At 65.9% G+C, this 16,797-nt stretch carries 18 protein-coding genes; 8 read left to right on the top strand and 10 right to left on the bottom strand.

Annotated features, from left to right (window positions below; genetic code table 11):
* Window positions 1-90: 90 nt before the first annotated feature.
* Together ACWEKS_RS46380 and ACWEKS_RS46375 are read right to left on the bottom strand one after the other, a co-directional pair.
* Window positions 91-303 carry a DUF397 domain-containing protein gene (locus ACWEKS_RS46380; RefSeq protein ID WP_452346079.1) on the bottom strand — a complete coding sequence of 71 codons (213 nt, stop codon included), beginning with the start codon at window positions 301-303 and terminating at the stop codon, window positions 91-93.
* Window positions 300-1,181: a helix-turn-helix domain-containing protein gene (locus ACWEKS_RS46375; RefSeq protein ID WP_452346078.1), complete on the bottom strand. Its 882-nt coding sequence runs from the start codon at window positions 1,179-1,181 to the stop codon at window positions 300-302. Before ACWEKS_RS46375 ends, ACWEKS_RS46380 begins: the two co-directional genes overlap by 4 nt.
* Window positions 1,182-1,352: 171 nt before the next feature.
* Here ACWEKS_RS46375 and ACWEKS_RS46370 point away from each other — a divergent pair, with 171 nt between their 5' ends.
* On the top strand, window positions 1,353-1,574 hold the full coding sequence (locus ACWEKS_RS46370) for a hypothetical protein (RefSeq protein ID WP_452346077.1): 222 nt from the start codon (window positions 1,353-1,355) through the stop codon (window positions 1,572-1,574).
* A gap of 54 nt (window positions 1,575-1,628) precedes the next feature.
* Window positions 1,629-2,513, top strand: coding sequence for an HNH endonuclease (locus ACWEKS_RS46365; RefSeq protein ID WP_452346076.1), 885 nt, complete (start codon window positions 1,629-1,631; stop codon window positions 2,511-2,513).
* Window positions 2,514-2,662: 149 nt separating this feature from the next.
* Here ACWEKS_RS46365 and ACWEKS_RS46360 read toward each other — a convergent pair whose 3' ends face one another.
* Together ACWEKS_RS46360 and ACWEKS_RS46355 are read right to left on the bottom strand one after the other, a co-directional pair.
* A complete protein-coding gene (locus ACWEKS_RS46360) occupies window positions 2,663-3,391 on the bottom strand; it encodes an HNH endonuclease (RefSeq protein WP_452346075.1) in 729 nt (242 codons plus the stop codon).
* A gap of 73 nt (window positions 3,392-3,464) precedes the next feature.
* Window positions 3,465-4,022, bottom strand: a complete 558-nt coding sequence (locus tag ACWEKS_RS46355; RefSeq protein ID WP_452346074.1) for a TetR/AcrR family transcriptional regulator — start codon at window positions 4,020-4,022, stop codon at window positions 3,465-3,467.
* A 187-nt stretch (window positions 4,023-4,209) separates the two neighbouring features.
* Here ACWEKS_RS46355 and ACWEKS_RS46350 point away from each other — a divergent pair, with 187 nt between their 5' ends.
* Window positions 4,210-4,980, top strand: coding sequence for an SDR family NAD(P)-dependent oxidoreductase (locus ACWEKS_RS46350; protein WP_452346073.1), 771 nt, complete (start codon window positions 4,210-4,212; stop codon window positions 4,978-4,980).
* Between the two features lie 205 nt (window positions 4,981-5,185).
* The gene (locus ACWEKS_RS46345; protein ID WP_379402827.1) at window positions 5,186-5,485 is read left to right on the top strand and encodes a hypothetical protein; all 300 of its coding nucleotides are present in this window, start codon (window positions 5,186-5,188) and stop codon (window positions 5,483-5,485) included.
* Between the two features lie 407 nt (window positions 5,486-5,892).
* Here ACWEKS_RS46345 and ACWEKS_RS46340 read toward each other — a convergent pair whose 3' ends face one another.
* The 4 genes from ACWEKS_RS46340 to ACWEKS_RS46325 form a co-directional block, all read right to left on the bottom strand.
* Window positions 5,893-6,270 (bottom strand): DUF6247 family protein, encoded by a 378-nt coding sequence (locus ACWEKS_RS46340; RefSeq protein WP_452346072.1) that lies wholly within the window; start codon window positions 6,268-6,270, stop codon window positions 5,893-5,895.
* 67 nt (window positions 6,271-6,337) lie between these two features.
* Window positions 6,338-7,339 carry a ketol-acid reductoisomerase gene (gene ilvC, locus ACWEKS_RS46335; RefSeq protein WP_452346080.1) on the bottom strand — a complete coding sequence of 334 codons (1,002 nt, stop codon included), beginning with the start codon at window positions 7,337-7,339 and terminating at the stop codon, window positions 6,338-6,340.
* Window positions 7,340-7,449: 110 nt separating this feature from the next.
* Complete coding sequence (gene ilvN, locus ACWEKS_RS46330; protein ID WP_040860049.1) at window positions 7,450-7,953, bottom strand: acetolactate synthase small subunit; 504 nt, start codon at window positions 7,951-7,953, stop codon at window positions 7,450-7,452.
* Complete coding sequence (locus ACWEKS_RS46325; protein WP_452346071.1) at window positions 7,950-9,908, bottom strand: acetolactate synthase large subunit; 1,959 nt, start codon at window positions 9,906-9,908, stop codon at window positions 7,950-7,952. Before ACWEKS_RS46325 ends, ilvN begins: the two co-directional genes overlap by 4 nt.
* A 319-nt stretch (window positions 9,909-10,227) precedes the next feature.
* Between ACWEKS_RS46325 and ACWEKS_RS46320 the strand changes: the two genes are divergently transcribed.
* The 3 genes from ACWEKS_RS46320 to ACWEKS_RS46310 all read left to right on the top strand — a co-directional run bounded on the left by ACWEKS_RS46320 (window position 10,228) and on the right by ACWEKS_RS46310 (window position 13,094).
* Window positions 10,228-10,791: a PH domain-containing protein gene (locus ACWEKS_RS46320; RefSeq protein ID WP_452346070.1), complete on the top strand. Its 564-nt coding sequence runs from the start codon at window positions 10,228-10,230 to the stop codon at window positions 10,789-10,791.
* A 145-nt stretch (window positions 10,792-10,936) separates the two neighbouring features.
* Complete coding sequence (gene ilvD, locus ACWEKS_RS46315; RefSeq protein ID WP_452346069.1) at window positions 10,937-12,778, top strand: dihydroxy-acid dehydratase; 1,842 nt, start codon at window positions 10,937-10,939, stop codon at window positions 12,776-12,778.
* A gap of 16 nt (window positions 12,779-12,794) precedes the next feature.
* On the top strand, window positions 12,795-13,094 hold the full coding sequence (locus tag ACWEKS_RS46310) for a hypothetical protein (protein ID WP_452346068.1): 300 nt from the start codon (window positions 12,795-12,797) through the stop codon (window positions 13,092-13,094).
* A gap of 507 nt (window positions 13,095-13,601) precedes the next feature.
* On the opposite strand, the gene ACWEKS_RS46305 is transcribed toward ACWEKS_RS46310, so the two are convergent.
* Complete coding sequence (locus tag ACWEKS_RS46305) at window positions 13,602-14,471, bottom strand: DoxX family protein (RefSeq protein ID WP_452346067.1); 870 nt, start codon at window positions 14,469-14,471, stop codon at window positions 13,602-13,604.
* Between the two features lie 135 nt (window positions 14,472-14,606).
* Here ACWEKS_RS46305 and ACWEKS_RS46300 point away from each other — a divergent pair, with 135 nt between their 5' ends.
* Complete coding sequence (locus tag ACWEKS_RS46300; protein WP_452346066.1) at window positions 14,607-15,755, top strand: PQQ-dependent sugar dehydrogenase; 1,149 nt, start codon at window positions 14,607-14,609, stop codon at window positions 15,753-15,755.
* Window positions 15,756-15,822: 67 nt separating this feature from the next.
* Here ACWEKS_RS46300 and ACWEKS_RS46295 read toward each other — a convergent pair whose 3' ends face one another.
* Window positions 15,823-16,647: a MerR family transcriptional regulator gene (locus ACWEKS_RS46295; protein ID WP_452346065.1), complete on the bottom strand. Its 825-nt coding sequence runs from the start codon at window positions 16,645-16,647 to the stop codon at window positions 15,823-15,825.
* Window positions 16,648-16,797 lie beyond the last annotated feature (150 nt).

Genomic DNA, 16,797 nt, shown 5'->3' with positions numbered 1-16,797 from the left:
CCGTCGTATACCTCCAGTCACAGGCGACACAAAGGGAACACCAACCGATCCTGCATCATTCCCCCCACCAGCCCCATTCTGTTAGGAGTTCTAAGCCTGTTTCGAAGTCAGCTTTCCGCGCACGACACCTGCAACAAACGCGTCCCACTGCTCCGGCGTGAAGATCAGCGCGGGACCGCTGGCGTTCTTCGAATCGCGAACTCCGACCGCACCGTCTCGAAGATGTGCTGTCTCGACACAGTCAGCCTTGTCCCCGCTGTAGCTGCTCTTGAACCATTCGGCTGCGGATAGGTCGTCAGTCACGCTGAAAACTCCTTTGCCACCTGCCGCAGCAGGTTACGACTGACCGCCTCGTCCAGCGCTGCCCGCTGAAGGCTGTCGAGAACCCGATAGTACCGCCGCACATCGGCGTTTTTCTCCAGGTACATACACCCGATGAAGGTCTCCAGATACACCACGGGAGGCCAGACACGTTCGCCTCCGGTATCTTCGTCGAACTCCAGAATCGCGAACTGCCCCACGGGATCACCGACCGGGGCTCCTGCCTTGAACGACAACACTCGAACCGAGACGTTCGGCAATTTGCCGATCTCGGCGAGATGCCTCAGCTGAGCGGCCATCACCATTGGACCGCCCACATTGCACCGCAGCGCCGCCTCGTGGAGGACAACGTCCAGCGACAGAGGCTGATACCTCCGAGATACCGTTGCCTGCCGACGCGTCCGCAACTCGACTCGACGCTCATGGTCCGCGGCCGACTCTTCAGGCTTCACAGCTCGAATGAGCGCGCGAGCGTACTCGGGGATCTGCAGCAGACCGGGAACGAGGGCCGGCTGGTAGGTCGTCAACTTCCGAGCCGCGGTCTCGAGCCCAACATATACATCGAAGTTCGCCGGTATCACGCTTCCGTACTCATGCCACCAGCTGGTCTCCGCCGCCTGGCGAAGCAGCCCAACCATCGCCTCCGCGGTATCGCCGGACAGCTCCAGAACATCGCAAATCGCCTGCAGATCTAGAACTTTCAGTCGCGTAGGTATCCCGCTCTCCAGCCGCTGCAACACCGACGTACTGACATCCGCAGCCTTCGCCACCCGATCCTGCGATATCCCCAGCGCGCTCCGCGCCTCCCGCAAATACCGCCCAAGCTGCCGCCGAGGCAAGGTCGAGCCAGTCTCCGACATAACGCGCTTCCTCATCAACATGCACCCGTACTGGGTGACGCGGACGCCCAAACTGCCAGCGCTCCAGGGCTTTCGACGAGAAGCCACTGGTTTACCCAGTTCAGGGTAACCACCCACCCACTCGAGTGATGCACTTTGTACATAACCCACCCCAACACCGAGGAGCCCACCATGTTCGACCAACTCACCATCGGAGCCTGGGTAATCACCACCGCTGACTGCCCAGTCCGTTTCGTCCCCAACCCCCAGGAACACCGCGTCACCCTCGTCCTCGGCGACACCCACCGCGAATTCGAGATCTGCCTGGACGCAGCCACTCTCGCGGCAATCCTCCACCACGGCCCGAAGGCCCTGGCCAGCATCTCAGCAAGCTCAGCAGACACAGCGCACTGAAACGTATCCATTGAAGATCAACTTTTCGGCCGCGGTCCATGCCAGACTTCCTCCATGGACAGGGATGCCGAGGCCATCCTCCGCGAGGAGATCTTCCGACACCTGGAGGAATTGGTCGGAGACACCGGAGTCGTTACCCGCGAACAACTGTGGGACTTCACTCTGAACGATGCGAGTCACCGCCTCATCGACCGCAACCGCGGCATTCGCAACCCAAAGGACATGCTGGCCACCCTGTCGATCCTGTCCGATCCCAAGGGCAAGTATGCGGATGAAGAACTACAGGACTCCCTCTTCGCCTACGCGTACCGCGAAGGCAGCGTGAACGGCGACAACAAGAAGCTCCGGGCTGCTCTGGACCTCGACCTACCGCTCCTACTACTCCGGAAGATCGCCGACGGCGTCTTCGTTCCGGTGCCGCGGGTATATGTCGTCGCCGACGACCAAGAGAACCGACAGTTTCTGATCGCCCTTCATGACAGCCTCCGCTTGGTCGAGAACCCTCTCGAACTCCAGCCCCTGGAACGCGAATACGTTGAACGAGTGACCAAACAGCGTCTGCACCAACCGGAGTTCCGAGGCCGGGTCCTCCGCGCTTACGAATGCCGCTGCGCCGTCTGCTATCTCAGGCATGCAAAGCTCCTCGATGCCGCCCACATCATCGCCGACGGGAAACCCAATGGCACCCCAACCGTCGATAACGGGCTGAGCCTCTGCAAAATCCACCACGCAGCGTACGACGAGAACTTCCTCGGAATAACCCCCGACGGTGAGATCCGAATCAATCGTGCTCTGCTGGAAGAGGTCGACGGACCGATGCTTCGCCATGGCCTTCAAGAGATGCACGGCCGATCGCTCCTGATCCCGGCAAAACGCCAAGAACGCCCGTCCGCGGATCGCTTGGCCATCCGTTTTGAAGAATTTGAGCGCGCAAGTTAGCTCAGGACCCAGATCGTGTTAATCGGCGGTGCACGACCGCTCACCTCGAACAACCTTCGATCCACGTTATCCGGGCGCAGCCTCGATTCAGGGTCTAATGTCTTCCTAGCCAGCAAGATCGGCCCGTTCGGCCGTGGCCGGTTCCGCGGTCAAGGACGCTGAGCGGTGATCAAAGCATGTAGCTCATCCGGGTGGATCCAACTCGGTGGCTGATGGATCATCCGATGGCAGTTCGCGCACACCAATATCAGATCAGCAGTCCGGGTGTCGGTCTCACCCGACACATGGAGGGGTACTACGTGGTGACATTCGATGTACCCTTTGCCGCGCACACCGTAGACCGCTTCGAAGTCGAACTTGCAAACCTCACAGAACACACGGTTATGGTGACGTAGGAACTCGTCGATCTTCTTTCGGCGTAGTTTCGGATCTCGCTCGCGGCGGGTGCGAAGTGCCGTGATGAGCCTGCCTTCTCGACCTGATTCGTCGTCGTCGAGCGAATTTGCTTCCGCGGCCACAGCTTCATCGAATCTGCCCGCGACAGCTGCTTCCCGAATCGCTCGAGCTGCGGAGTGCATCTCGGTCGGCGAATCGATGAAGTCTTGCAAGACGACCTTGTCGAGCTTGCCGCCTCGAGTCGGTTTGCCGGCGTGGCCCGGGCGACTGGTGGCGATGTCGGTTGTCTTCCGAGACACGCTGTTGACGTTGCGGAAGCTGTCCGGCCGGATGCTCGTTGGATGAATCGGCAGGGAGCGCAAGAGGTTTGACAATTCGGCCACTCGCCGATCGTCCTGACGCAACTCGCGCCAGCCATTCTGCACAACCAAATCGCAGGCCAGGATCAACTCGTCCCGGGTCCATGCCGGACTGCGAACCATGTGACCCAACGTAGCTTCACAAAACGCAGCTGGCAAACAGTCCAGTCTGATTTGGGGACGTTAGAGATCAGGACTACTCGGCAACGTGTAGTTGCCGCATGCACCGAACGACCAGGTCGGCCGGCGAGCCCTGGCCTTCCGCCGGGCCGTTCTCGACGGCCCAAAGCTCAAGGGCCACACGGATTGCGCCGGCGGCGGCCGCGGCGGTGAGACGGAGTTGGAATGGATTCGACTGTGGGCCAGCCAGTTTCAGGAGGATAGCGTTGAGGTCCCGTTCGCTCTCCAGGTTGATGCGGTGCCAGATGGCGCGGAGAGCGGGGTCGGTTTCCATAGCTTGGAGAAGACCTCGGGTGATCTCCAGATCTTCGAGGCTATCGCCGAGGGTGAGGGAGCGGACGGCAGCGGCTTCGAATTCCTGTGGAGTCGGGAGGCGGTGGGGGCCTGCGGCGATGTCGGCCAACCAGCGTTGGGCTCCCGCGGCGAGCATGGGCTCGACGGCTTCTTCCTTCGTGCGTGAGTACCGGTAGAAGGTGCGGAGGGCCACTCCCGATTCGGCGGCTATTTGGTCTGCCGTGACCTCGGAGGTGCCGTGCTCCGCGAACAACCGGGCTGCGGTTCGGGCTATGTCCATGCGGGTTTCTTGTTTGCGGCGTTCGGCGAGGGTGGGGCGTGGCGGGGCGGGTTGGGCGGACATTTTTCACCTCCTTTGGGCGGGCTCGTTGGGACAATCCTAGTTGACGGGATGCCACGATGGCATGACGTGCCATGTAGGCGTAGCGTGACAAGAGAGGCTGAGAACCTACGTAAGGAGAACCGCAATGGAGCGTTTTGACGGCCGTCGAGTAGTGATCACCGGGGCGGGGTCGGGGATCGGGCGGGCTACTGTGCATCGGATCCTGGCCGAGGGCGGGCAGGTTGTCGGGGCGGACGTGAACGAGGCCGGGCTGGCGGAGACTGCCAAGCAGGCTGCGGAGAACGGGAATGGGGATCGGCTCACCACGCTGGTGCTCGATATCGCTGATGAGGAGTCGGTGAAGGCCGGCGTTGCTGCTGCGGTCGAGACGCTGGGTGGGATCGATGCGCTGATCAACGCGGCCGGTATTCTGCGGTCGGCGCATACGCACGAGATGCCGCTGGCTGATTTCAACAAGATCATTGCGATCAACCTGACCGGTACGTTCCTGATGATTCGGGAGGCGCTGCCGCAGCTACTCGCCTCGGACAAGGGCGTGATCGTCAACTTCACGTCGACGTCCGCGTTCTTCGCGCACCCGTACATGTCCGCGTATGCCGCGTCCAAGGGCGGCATCATGTCCATGACGCACGCGCTCGCCGCGGAGTACTCCAAGCAGGGTCTGCGCGTGGTTGCCGTTGCGCCGGGGTCGATTTCGAGTGATATGACCTCCGGGCGTGGCCCGGGGCTGCCGGCGGATGCCGATCTGAGCCTGTTCATGAAGCTGGCGCCGGGAATCGGGCAGGGCTTCGCGTCGCCGGATACCGTGGCGGGCGTGGTCGCGATGCTGGCGTCGGATGACGGTGCGTTCATCACCGGCACCGAGATTCGGATCGACGGCGGCACGCACTACTGAGTCTGCGGCACTCGGTTCGGCACCCACAGAATCGAATCGAGTCACAGTTGCGAACGGCCCTGCGGGAGAATTCCTGCGGGGCCGTTGCCGTGCACCGGGTTTCGGGGTCGCTCAGGGTCTCGTGTCATACATGAGGACCATTCGGCCCTGAATTCACAGCGATTCGGATTCACAAACAAGCACAATTCCGGCACAGTTGCTGACCATGAAGTCGACATCTCTGCACCGGATCGCAGCCCGTGTGGCTGTCGCCGGTGCGATCGCCTTGGTTCCTCTTGCAGCAGTGACCATTCCGGCCTCGGCGGACGTTCCGCTGGACAACGCGCCCAGCGATGTGGCGTGGCCGCACCACCAGGACGGCTGGTGGGATCGCGACGATTGGCGCCATCGCCACGACCGTGACGACTGGGACCACGACCGCGACGGCTGGAACCGGGACTGGCGTCACGACAACGATGGCTGGTGGTGGCGCAATGCGCTGCCGGACAGCTTCGGCAGCTGGTAAACCCGAGACACGACCACACCTCGCGCGATCCCCCCTCACGCGCGAACAGCGAAGGCCCGCCAGGAGAAATCCTGGCGGGCCTTTGTCGGCGAGAACCTGGTGGACCCCTAGGCTGCTTCGGCGATCGAGCGATCGCCCCGGCTCACCATGGGCCTGCTCAACCCAGCCACTGAACCATCAAGATATCGACCCTCCGTTGCGGTTCGACCACCAGATAGGTGACCAATCCGCAAGCACCGAAGGGCATCTGGCGGACCGGAGCATCGGGATTGGATTGATTGATCCGAGTCGCCATTCCACGGCGCAAGGCGGAGAACGACTATGACCTCGACGAACGCGAGCAATGCTTCGTGTGGCAGTGCATCGATCTGCTCGGAGGCTTCGCCGTCGGTGTCGACGTCGTAGACCTACCGGCCATCCAATCGTGCGGTGATCCGCGCCAGAACTTCGTCGGCGGAAACACGCGCCGACACCGGTAGTTCGCCGCGCTCCATTCGCGCAACTGCATCGTTTGTCTTCTCGATCAGGCGGAAATAGCTTCCAGGATCGGCGTTCTCGGCGGCGGCCATGATTCGCCAACGCGCGAGGAAGGAGTGAATCAGTGTGATGTCCTGGCTCTGCTTGGCCTGGTCCATCATTGCGTCCCAATTGCGATCGAATTCGGCAGCGACCTCCGGCGGCAGGACGGCCCGAATCGCTGCCGGATCGGCGTCCGGCACGCGCGGCCGCGGCTCGGGTACCGCTGCGGATGAAGTCACGATGCCATCGCAGTCCGCTGCCACCACCACCTCCGAGAAAGCGAACGACCCGCCGGGCGGACAAGCCCGGCGGGTCGTTGAGATCGCGAAACCCTTAGGCGGTTTCGGTGATCGGGCGGTCGACCCAGCTCATCAGGCCGCGGAGCTTGGCGCCGGTGACCTCGATGGGGTGCTCGGCGTTGGCCTTGCGCAGGGCCTCGAGCTCCTTGTTGCCGCCCTCGACGTTGGCGACCAGGCGCTTGACGAAGGTGCCGTCCTGGATGTCGGTCAGGATCGCCTTCATCCGCTCCTTGGTGCCGGCGTCGATGACGCGCGGGCCCGACAGGTAGCCACCGAACTCGGCGGTGTCGGAGACCGAGTAGTTCATGCGGGCGATGCCGCCCTCGTACATCAGGTCGACGATCAGCTTGAGCTCGTGCAGGACCTCGAAGTAGGCCATCTCCGGCGCGTAGCCGGCCTCGACCATGACCTCGAAACCGGTCTTGACCAGTTCCTCGGTGCCACCGCAGAGCACGGCCTGCTCACCGAAGAGGTCGGTCTCGGTCTCTTCCTTGAAGGTGGTCTTGATGACGCCGGCGCGGGTGCCGCCGATGCCCTTGGCGTAGGACAGCGCCAGCGCCTGGCCGGTGCCGGTCGGGTCCTGGTCGATGGCGATCAGGGCCGGAACGCCCTTGCCGTCGACGAACTGACGACGCACCAGGTGGCCCGGGCCCTTCGGGGCGACCATGCCGACGGTGACGTTGGCCGGAGCCTTGATCAGACCGAAGTGGATGTTGAGGCCGTGGCCGAAGAACAGCGCGTCGCCGTCCTTCAGGTGCGGCTCGATGTCGTTGGTGAAGATCGAGGCCTGCGCGGTGTCGGGCGCGAGGACCATGATCACGTCGGCCCACTCGGCGACCTCGGCCGGGGTGCCGACGGTCAGGCCGGCCTCTTCGGCCTTGGCACGGGACTTCGAGCCCTCCTGGAGGCCGATGCGCACGTCGACGCCGGAGTCGCGCAGGCTCAGCGAGTGGGCGTGGCCCTGGCTGCCGTAGCCGATGACCGCGACCTTCTTGCCCTGGATGATCGACAGATCGGCATCGTCGTCGTAGAACATCTCGACTGCCACTTTGGGTGCTCCTTCTTGGATTCTGTGATTAAGCGTGGTGGATCCCGGCCGAAAGCATGCCGGGATGGCGGGCGGATGGCCGCCGCAGCGGCCGGTTACTAGCGAGTCGCGGTGATGGACTTGGGTCCACGACCCACCGCGACGACTCCGGACTGCACGATCTCACGGATCCCGTAGGGCTCCATCATGCGCAGCAGCGCGTCGAGCTTGGAGCGGGTGCCGGTGGCCTCGATGGTCAGCGCGTCGGGCGACACGTCGATCACCTTCGCGCGGAACAGGTTCACGGCCTCGATCACCTGGGTGCGCACGCTGGCGTCGGCGCGCACCTTCACCAGGATCAGTTCGCGGGCCACGGAGCTGTCCGTGTCCTGCTCGACGATCTTGATGACGTTGACCAGCTTGTTCAGCTGCTTGGTGACCTGCTCCAGCGGCAGATCCTCGACCGTGACCACGATGGTCATGCGCGAGATCTCCGGGATCTCGGTGCCGCCCACCGCGAGCGACTGGATATTGAAGCCACGCCGGGAGAACAGGCTGGCCACGCGGGCCAGCACGCCCGGCTTGTCCTCCACCAGCACGGACAGGGTGTGGGTGGTCGTCATTCCTCGGTCCCCTTCTGGGAGGCACGCTCGTGGGCGGCCAGCGAAGCCTTCTCGTGTGACATCGCCTCGTGGATCACGGCGGGCTCGGACGCCGACTCGTCGTCGTCGAACAGCGGGCGGATGCCGCGCGCGGCCATGATCTCGTCGTTGGAGGTGCCGGCGGCGACCATCGGCCACACCTGCGCGTCCTTGCCGACGATGAAGTCGATCACCACGGGCCGGTCGTTGATCGACTGCGCCTCGCGGATCGCGGCCTCCACGTCCTCTTCCTTCTCCACGCGAATGCCGTGGCAGCCCAGCGCCTCCGCCAGCTTCACGAAGTCGGGGATACGCAGGGTGTGGGTGCCCAGGTCGGTGTTGGAGTAGCGCTTCTCGTAGAACAGGGTCTGCCACTGCCGGACCATGCCCAGGTTGCCGTTGTTGATCAGCGCGACCTTGATCGGCACACCCTCGACGGCACAGGTGGCCAGCTCCTGGTTGGTCATCTGGAAGCAGCCGTCACCGTCGATGGCCCAGACCTCGCGGTCCGGCATGCCCATCTTGGCGCCCATGGCGGCCGGCACGGCGTAGCCCATGGTGCCCAGACCACCGGAGTTCAGCCAGGTGCGCGGCTTCTCGTACTTGATGAACTGCGCGGCCCACATCTGGTGCTGGCCGACGCCGGCACAGTAGATGGCGTCGGGACCGGCCATCTGGCCCAGCGTCTCGATCACGAACTCCGGCGACAGCGAACCGTCGGACGGGGTCTTCCAGCCCAGCGGGTAGCTGTCGCGGACACCGCTCAGGTAGTGCCACCACTCGGTCAGATCCAGCAGCGGAGCCTTGCCCGCGGCGGCCGGATCGGCCTTGAGGGTCTCGATCAGCTCGGCGATGACCTCGCGGCAGTCGCCCACGATCGGCACGTCCGCGTGGCGGTTCTTGCCGATCTCGGCCGGGTCGATGTCGGCGTGGATCACCTTGGCGTTCGGCGCGAACGAGTCCAGCTGGCCGGTGACGCGGTCGTCGAAACGCGCGCCCAGGGTGATCAGCAGGTCCGAACGCTGCAGTGCCGCAACGGCTCCCACGGTGCCGTGCATGCCCGGCATGCCCATGTTCAGGGTGTGGGTGTCGGGGAACGCTCCGCGCGCCATCAGGGTGGTGACCACCGGAATGCCGGTCAGCTCGGCCAGTTCCAGCAGTTCCTCGTTGGCGTCGGCCTTGATGACACCGCCGCCGACGTACAGCACCGGAGCCTTGGCATCCATGATCATCCGGGCGGCCTCGCGCACCTGCTTGCCGTGCGGCTTGGTGACCGGACGGTAGCCGGGCAGCTTCATCTCCGGCGGCCAGGAGAAGGTGGTCTGCGCCTGCAGCACATCCTTCGGGATGTCGACCAGCACCGCGCCCGGGCGGCCGGTGGAGGCCAGGTGGAACGCCTCGGCGATCATCCGCGGGATGTCGATCGGGTCGGTCACCAGGAAGTTGTGCTTGGTGCACGCCATGGTGATGCCGGAGATGTCGGCTTCCTGGAAGGCGTCGGTGCCGATCAGCGAACGGCCGACCTGACCGGTGATGGCCACCAGCGGCACCGAGTCCATCTGCGCGTCCGCGATCGGGGTGACCAGGTTGGTCGCGCCCGGACCGGACGTGGCCATGCACACACCCACCTTGCCGGTCGCCTGCGCGTAGCCGGTCGCGGCGTGACCCGCGCCCTGCTCGTGGCGGACCAGCACGTGGCGGACCTTGGTGGAATCGAACAGCGGGTCGTAGACGGGAAGAATCGCACCGCCCGGAATGCCGAATACCGTGTCGACGCCGAGCTCCTCGAGGGAACGGACGACCGACTGCGCGCCGGTGACCCGCTCGGGCGGGACCTGGCGGCGGTTCGGAGTTGCGGCCGGAGCCGCGGTCGGCTGAGTGGCCGAAGGCGCGGGCCTGCGGGCCGAGGGCCCGGGCCGGGCGGTAGGTGCGCTCACCGTCTTGGTTCCTTACTGCTTGTCGTTCCAGTCCATGGACTTGCCTGAACACAAAAAAGCCCCCGACAGCCAGTGGCTGTTCGAGGGTGGCGCGTCGCAGCTGCGAGCTGACGTAAATGACCTACAGTCGTCGGCTCAGCGCTGGACGCGCCGGCCGATTACGAGCAACTCGGTTCGATTCACGCGCTCGACGGTATGCGCGCGTGGGTCGTCCAGTCAAACAGCTGACCTATTGGGTCTCATTATGTGAGACAGTGCGGTTGATCGGGTCCGTTCACCGTGATGCAAGGATGGGGGTGTGTCCTCACAGCATCAGTCCGTGCCACCTGCTCGATCGTCCCACACGCCCGAGTCCGAATCCGACGCGGGTCGCGTGATCCGTGTCCCCCGGCTCGCTCACCTCGGGGTGTTCATCCTGCTGTTCTGCGTGGCGTTCGCGTTCTTCGGGTGGCCGCAGGTGCTGTGGATCCTGTTCGCCATCCCGGCCGCCGTGGTGGCGTGGATCGAGCGGACCCGGACGACCGTCTCGGACAATGGTGTCGACACGCGCACCCTGTTCGGCGGGCGGCACATCGACTGGGCCGACGTGCGCGGGCTGCGCATCCCGAAGCGGGGGTACCTGCAGCTGCATCTGGCCGACGACTCCGATGTGACCTTGCCCGCGGTGGGATACAACCGGCTCGCGGATCTCGTCGCCGCCTCGGGCGGGCGCATCCCGGATCCGTTCGTGGAGCCCGACGAGGATGAGGACGAAGCGGGCGAAACTGCCGAGGCTGTGTCCGAATCCGCCGACGCTGTGTCGGAAACCACGGAGCGCGAGGCCGAAACCACCGAGCCGACGGCCGAATCCACCGAGCGCGAGGCCGATTCCGGCAAGTCGTAAGCGTTTCGGGGGTGCAGAGTTCTTACCGGCGGTGATCGAGGTCATGGCGCGGGAGTAACGTTGAGGCCCGCCGGAGAACGCCGCGAGACGTATTTCTGGACAGTCGCTCAACAGCCCACTGCGACACGACCCGAGGACCTGACCAATGCCACCGCTTCGCTCACGCACCACCACCGCCGGCCGCAATGCCGCGGGCGCACGCGCTCTCTGGCGCGCGACCGGTCTCACCGACTCCGACTTCGGGAAGCCGATCGTCGCCATCGCGAACTCCTACACCCAGTTCGTCCCCGGCCACGTGCACCTGAAGGACGTCGGCGAGATCGTGGCCGAGGCGGTCCGGGCGGCCGGCGGCGTGCCGCGCGAGTTCCACACCATTGCCGTGGACGACGGCATCGCCATGGGTCACGGCGGCATGCTGTACTCGCTGCCCTCGCGCGAGATCATCGCGGACTCCGTGGAATACATGGCCAACGCGCACACCGCGGACGCGCTCGTGTGTATCTCCAACTGCGACAAGATCACTCCCGGCATGCTGAACGCCGCCATGCGGCTCAACATCCCGGCCGTGTTCGTCTCCGGCGGCCCGATGGAGGCAGGTAAGGCCGTGGTCGTCGGCGGCGTGGCCCAGGCCCCGACCGATCTGATCACCGCCATCTCCGCCAGCGCCTCGCCGAACGTCACCGAGGACGGGCTCACCGAGGTCGAGCGCTCCGCCTGCCCGACCTGCGGCTCCTGCTCGGGCATGTTCACCGCCAACTCCATGAACTGCCTCACCGAGGCGCTGGGCCTGGCGCTGCCGGGCAACGGCTCCACGCTGGCCACCCACGCAGCGCGCCGGGCCCTGTTCGAGAAGGCCGGCCACGTCATCGTCGATATCGCCACCCGCTGGTACCGCGACGACGACGCCTCGGTGCTGCCGCGGAACGTGGCCAATGCCAAGGCCTTCCGCAATGCCATGGCGCTCGATGTGGCCATGGGCGGTTCCACCAACACCGTGCTGCACACCCTCGCCGCCGCGCAGGAGGGTGAGATCGAGTTCGATCTGCAGACCATCGACGAGATCTCGCGTCGCGTGCCCTGCTTGTCCAAGGTGTCGCCGAACTCCGACTACCACATGGAGGACGTGCACCGCGCCGGCGGCATCCCGGCCATCCTGGGCGAGCTGCGCCGCGCCGACCTGCTCGAGACCGATGTGACCACGGTGCACACCGCGTCCTTCGACGAGTGGCTCGACACCTGGGACATCCGCTCCGGCAAGGCTTCCGACGAAGCCGTCGAACTGTTCCACGCCGCGCCCGGCGGGGTGCGCACCACCGTGCCGTTCTCCACCGAGAACCGCTGGTCCTCGCTCGACACCGACGCCGAGGGCGGCTGCATCCGCGACAACGAGCACGCCTACACCGTCGAGGGCGGGCTGTGCGTGCTGCGCGGCAATATCGCCCCGGACGGCGCGATCCTGAAGACCGCCGGTATCGACGAGGATCTGTTCACCTTCGAGGGCCCGGCCGTGGTGGTCGAATCCCAGGAGGAGGCGGTCTCGAAGATCCTGGGCAAGGAGATCAAGCCCGGCGACGTGGTCGTGGTCCGCTACGAGGGTCCCTCGGGCGGCCCGGGCATGCAGGAGATGCTGCACCCCACCTCGTTCCTGAAGGGCGTCGGCCTGGGCAAGGTCTGCGCGCTCATAACCGACGGCCGCTTCTCCGGCGGCACCTCGGGCCTGTCCATCGGCCACATCTCCCCCGAGGCGGCCAGCGGCGGGTCCATCGGCCTCATCGAGAACGGTGACCGCATCCGCATCGACGTGCACACCCGCGCGCTCGAATTGCTGGTCCCCGAAGACATTCTCGCGGAGCGCCGCGTGAAAATGGAAGCGTCCGAACGGCCTTGGCAGCCCGTGAACCGCGAGCGCCCGGTGACGACCGCGCTGCGTGCCTACGCCGCGCTCGCCACCTCCGCCGACAAGGGTGCCGTCCGGCGCGTGCCGTAATCAAGAAAGCAAGGGAATGACAATCGAATACATCGGCAAGGCCGACTCCATGCTTGCCGACTACACGGCCATGCTCCAGCGGTCGGACGCCCGCAATGCCGAAGCGCGGGCGCTGCTCGCCGAGGCCGAGGAGCTGGCCGCCGAGGTCCGGCAACTCGACCACGCCGAATTCATGGCGACACCGGACGAGCAGGTGCGGATCAACCAGCACCGGGCGATGCTGCACCAGGAGATCGACAGCAAGTCCGGCCGGGTCCTCCAGCTCCACCAGGAGACCTTCCAGGAATGGGAATCCTGGACCACGCGTCAGTGGTGAAAGGTGGTGGGGGCAAGCCCCCCACCACCCCGGGGGAGAGGATTGCGGGGGCAAGCCCCCGCACCCCCAGAGAAGAATTTGTGGGGGCAAGCCCCCACACCCCCTGGAAAGACTTGCGGGCGCTAGCCCCACGCCCCGTGGAAAGACTTCTAGCCCCACGCCCCGTGGAAAGACTTCTAGCCCCACGCCCCACGGAAAGACTTGCGGGCGCCACCCATACCCCCCCGGGGAGGCGATTTGTGGGGCAAGCCCACAGCCTCGAAGGGGCTCGCGAGATCTTCCAAACCACACCTGAATGTCTCGCGGAGCCTCGTGCACAGCCGGAGGATGCAGGGTTCTCCCCACGCTGCTGAAGCGCGCGCGGGATTTACCACGACCCGTGCTGTACATGAGGAGTTCCTGCGCGGGCATACCGTTCGAGGGTTCTCACACGGCCCGTACGACGAAGCGGCCGTATCGATCTGTTGGGATCGGTACGGCCGCTTGGTGGTTCGGGGGTGTCGGGGGTCAGGTGAAGGTGATGCCGGCCAGGGGGTTGCCGCCGTGGAGGTAGGTGTAGGCGAGGATGGCGGCGGCCAGGGCGGCGGCGACGGCGGCGAGGGAGCCCCAGAGGGGTCTGGTGGCCCAGCCTCGGTTGCGGTCGAGGGAGAGGCGGCCGGGGCCGGTGAGGATGAGGACGGTGGCGAGGGCTATCAAGACGGATTCGAGTTCCACCGAGTTGCCCTTGGCGGAGTATTGGAAGCCGGGGACCATGGACTGCTTCCACATCCAGGCGTCGAGGATGATGGCGAGCAGGGCGCCGGCGGCCAGGGGGGTCGCCACGCCGAGGGCGACCATGATGCCGCCGCCGAGTTCGCCGGCGATGAGGAGGGGGGCGGCGAGGTCCACGTGTTTCCAGCCGCCGTTCTCCATGGCGGTTCTGATGCCGTCGTAGCCGGGGCCGTGGAACCAGCCCGCGGCCTTCTGCAGGCCGTGGTAGACGAAGGTGCCGCCGATGACCAAGCGCAGCAACAGCAGTCCGAGGTCCAGCGTGCCGCGGCGGTCGTCGCGGCGGCGGACCCGGCCGTTGCTGTCGGCGGGGCTGGGCGGTGCCGGCGGGATGCTGGCGAACGAGTAGGTCGGGGACGGCTCGGTGGTGGTGCCGTCGGCCGTACCGGGGATGGCGCTCTTGACCTGGTTGTAGAGCGGGACCTCGGGGTCGAGACCTAGTTCCTCGTCGGTGCGGGGTAGCTTCTCGGTGGTTTGGACGCCGGACGGGGTGGCGAACTGTTCGGTCGGCGAATCGAAGGGGCTCCGGACCGGCTCACCGGCCGGTCGCGGAACAGCGGGCGGCAGGTCGCCCGCCACGGCGGACGGCTCGTTCGGCTTGTCTGTCACGCGGGCCAGACTATTAGCCAGAACCGCTCGGCACACAGCAGAACACGGGCGTGTCCACCGTCCGATTCGCGCCACGGCGAAGGAAGGGACACCCCGTCCGAGCGTGGACGGCAGGTTTTCCGTAACGTCTCAACCATGAGTTTGGTTGCCGCTGGCCGTGCCGGGGTGGGTGCGCGGAGAGTTGTGCTGGGCGTGACGCTCGGCGCCGTGCTGCTGTCCGGCTGCGCCCGCTTCGATGATCGTGCCTCGAGCCCGTTCACCACGGAGCCGACCTGGCAGGACGCCGAGCCCAGCACCACGACGCCGAAGGTGCCGCCGACCAATGCCAAGCGCCCCGATCTGCCGTGCGTGGATCCCGATCTGGCGGTGGTGGTCTCGTGCCTGGACACCACCGCCGGCCTGGTCGCGCTGCCGGACGGCGGGAGCGCGCTGGTGGCCGAACGCACCACGGGGCGCATCCTGAAGGTGATCGCCACCGACGAGGGCGAACCGCCCGCGCCCATCGAGATCGCCCGGCTGGATGTGGATCCGGCCGGGGACGGCGGTCTCACCGGTCTGGCGCTGTCGCCCACCTTCACCGAGGACGGGCTGATCTACGCGTACGTGACCACCGGGGGCGACAACCGGGTGGTGCGCATCTCCACCGACGGCGGCGCGCCCAAGCCGATCCTGACCGGAATTCCGAAGGGGGTCAACGGCAATCGCGGGTCCATCGATTTCGCCCCGCAGAACCGCATGCTGGTGCTCACCGGTGACGCCGGCAATCCGTCGCTGGCCGCCGACACCAACTCGATGGCCGGGAAGCTGCTCAGCATCAGCTCCCCCGCGCCCGGCGCCTCCGCCGATGTGATGGTGACCGGTATCGGCGTGGCGGGCGGGGTGTGCTCGGACGGCAAGGATTCCATCTGGATCACCGACCGCACCGCCACCGAGGACCGGTTGCAGCGGGTCGGCCCCGACGGTGTCGCGGTGAAGGCCTGGACCTGGCCCGATCACCCGGGCGTGGCGGGCTGTGCCGCCGCCTCGGACGGTGTCGCGATCTCGTTGACCAACCAGCGGGCCCTGGCTCTCGCCACGGCCGACAAGAACACGCACGCCGTCACCGCGGCGCCTTCGCTGCTGGCCCAGGACAAGTACGGCCGCCTCGACGGCGCGACGCTGGGCGGCGACGGCAATATCTGGGTCGGCACCGTGAACAAGCCCGACGGCAATCCCAACCAGTACGACGACCGCGTGGTGCGGATCCCGCCGCCGTCCGCGGGCCAGGGCAACGGACCGGACTAGTCACCGGCTTTCCCTGCGGCGCACAGCAAGAGCTGTGCGCCGCAGTGTTTTTCGGGGAGTGAACCGTTCACACGACAGGGGCGACCGGCATTTGCAGTTCCACGACCCACCCGTCCGAGGTCGGGTCCTCGGGCGCGTTGAGGTAGACCTCGCGGATCGGAGCATTGGGGGCGTAACGGTTCTCGTCGGCCCAGCGCCCCATGGCCTCGAAGGACACGCACAGTTCGGCCAGCTTCCCGCGATGCACCAGGGTCGCGGCCTGCGGAATCTCCGGCAGCAGGTGCAGGTCGAGGCTGCTGCCCGGCGCGGCGGTCCCCGCGACCCGATGCGCCACGTGCACGCGCAGACCTTCTTCGAGCTCTTCGTAATACACGACGGGCGCGCCGGTGATGGTGAGCCCGGCCTCGGGGATCAGCTTCCCGAGCTGGGCGTAGAGCCGCTCGATGATGGGCCCGACCGCCGCCTCCCCGGATTCGGCCGCGACATCGCTCATTTCGGCGACGAGCGTGGCGGACAGCGGTTTCACGATGATTTCCTGCTCCGGCATGACGCCCTCCTTCTGGATACGCAGGAGCCTCGCCTCGACGCTCGCGAGCCGTGCGGTGTCCGCGGCCACCTGATTGGCCAGCTGCGCGCGACGCAGTTGCAGCATCCCGTGCAACCGCTCCGCGGACAGCTGCCCGTCGAGGAGTTCGGCCACCTGGTTCAGGGTGAAGCCGAGTTCCTTCAATGCGACGATCCGGTTGAGCCGTGCGAGCTGTTCGGCCGAATAGAACCGATAGCCGCTGCACGGATCCACCTCGGACGGCGGCAGCAGTCCGATCTCGTCGTAGTGGCGCAGCATTCGTACCGACACCGATCCGAACCTGGCGAAGTCTCCGATACTGAACATGACCCCTCCAGGTTTAGGACCTCACACGGTGTGAGGGTCAAGCCCATGATCACTCGAGAGCTCGGGGCGGGGGGGGGGGGTGGGGGGCCCCGGCGCGACGCTCTGATGTTTAGAGAAGGTTTTTGAGCGAGACCCACTGCTGTCAGTACC

It is taken from the genome of Nocardia sp. NPDC004711 (assembly GCF_053601595.1).
Note: the sequence above shows the minus strand (reverse complement) of the source record. Positions and strands in the feature narration are given on the sequence as shown.

What these genes read in the sequence shown, in the direction of transcription:
- ACWEKS_RS46375 (WP_452346078.1), bottom strand. Translation starts at nt 1,181, where the DNA reads ATGTCGGAGACTGGCTCGACCTTGCCTCGGCGGCAGCTTGGGCGGTAT.
- ACWEKS_RS46370 (WP_452346077.1), top strand. Translation starts at nt 1,353, where the DNA reads ATGTTCGACCAACTCACCATCGGAGCCTGGGTAATCACCACCGCTGAC.
- ACWEKS_RS46365 (WP_452346076.1), top strand. Translation starts at nt 1,629, where the DNA reads ATGGACAGGGATGCCGAGGCCATCCTCCGCGAGGAGATCTTCCGACAC.
- ACWEKS_RS46360 (WP_452346075.1), bottom strand. Translation starts at nt 3,391, where the DNA reads ATGGTTCGCAGTCCGGCATGGACCCGGGACGAGTTGATCCTGGCCTGC.
- ACWEKS_RS46355 (WP_452346074.1), bottom strand. Translation starts at nt 4,022, where the DNA reads ATGGACATAGCCCGAACCGCAGCCCGGTTGTTCGCGGAGCACGGCACC.
- ACWEKS_RS46350 (WP_452346073.1), top strand. Translation starts at nt 4,210, where the DNA reads ATGGAGCGTTTTGACGGCCGTCGAGTAGTGATCACCGGGGCGGGGTCG.
- ACWEKS_RS46345 (WP_379402827.1), top strand. Translation starts at nt 5,186, where the DNA reads ATGAAGTCGACATCTCTGCACCGGATCGCAGCCCGTGTGGCTGTCGCC.
- ilvC (WP_452346080.1), bottom strand. Translation starts at nt 7,339, where the DNA reads ATGTTCTACGACGACGATGCCGATCTGTCGATCATCCAGGGCAAGAAG.
- ilvN (WP_040860049.1), bottom strand. Translation starts at nt 7,953, where the DNA reads ATGACGACCACCCACACCCTGTCCGTGCTGGTGGAGGACAAGCCGGGC.
- ilvD (WP_452346069.1), top strand. Translation starts at nt 10,937, where the DNA reads ATGCCACCGCTTCGCTCACGCACCACCACCGCCGGCCGCAATGCCGCG.
- ACWEKS_RS46310 (WP_452346068.1), top strand. Translation starts at nt 12,795, where the DNA reads ATGACAATCGAATACATCGGCAAGGCCGACTCCATGCTTGCCGACTAC.
- ACWEKS_RS46300 (WP_452346066.1), top strand. Translation starts at nt 14,607, where the DNA reads ATGAGTTTGGTTGCCGCTGGCCGTGCCGGGGTGGGTGCGCGGAGAGTT.
- ACWEKS_RS46295 (WP_452346065.1), bottom strand. Translation starts at nt 16,647, where the DNA reads ATGTTCAGTATCGGAGACTTCGCCAGGTTCGGATCGGTGTCGGTACGA.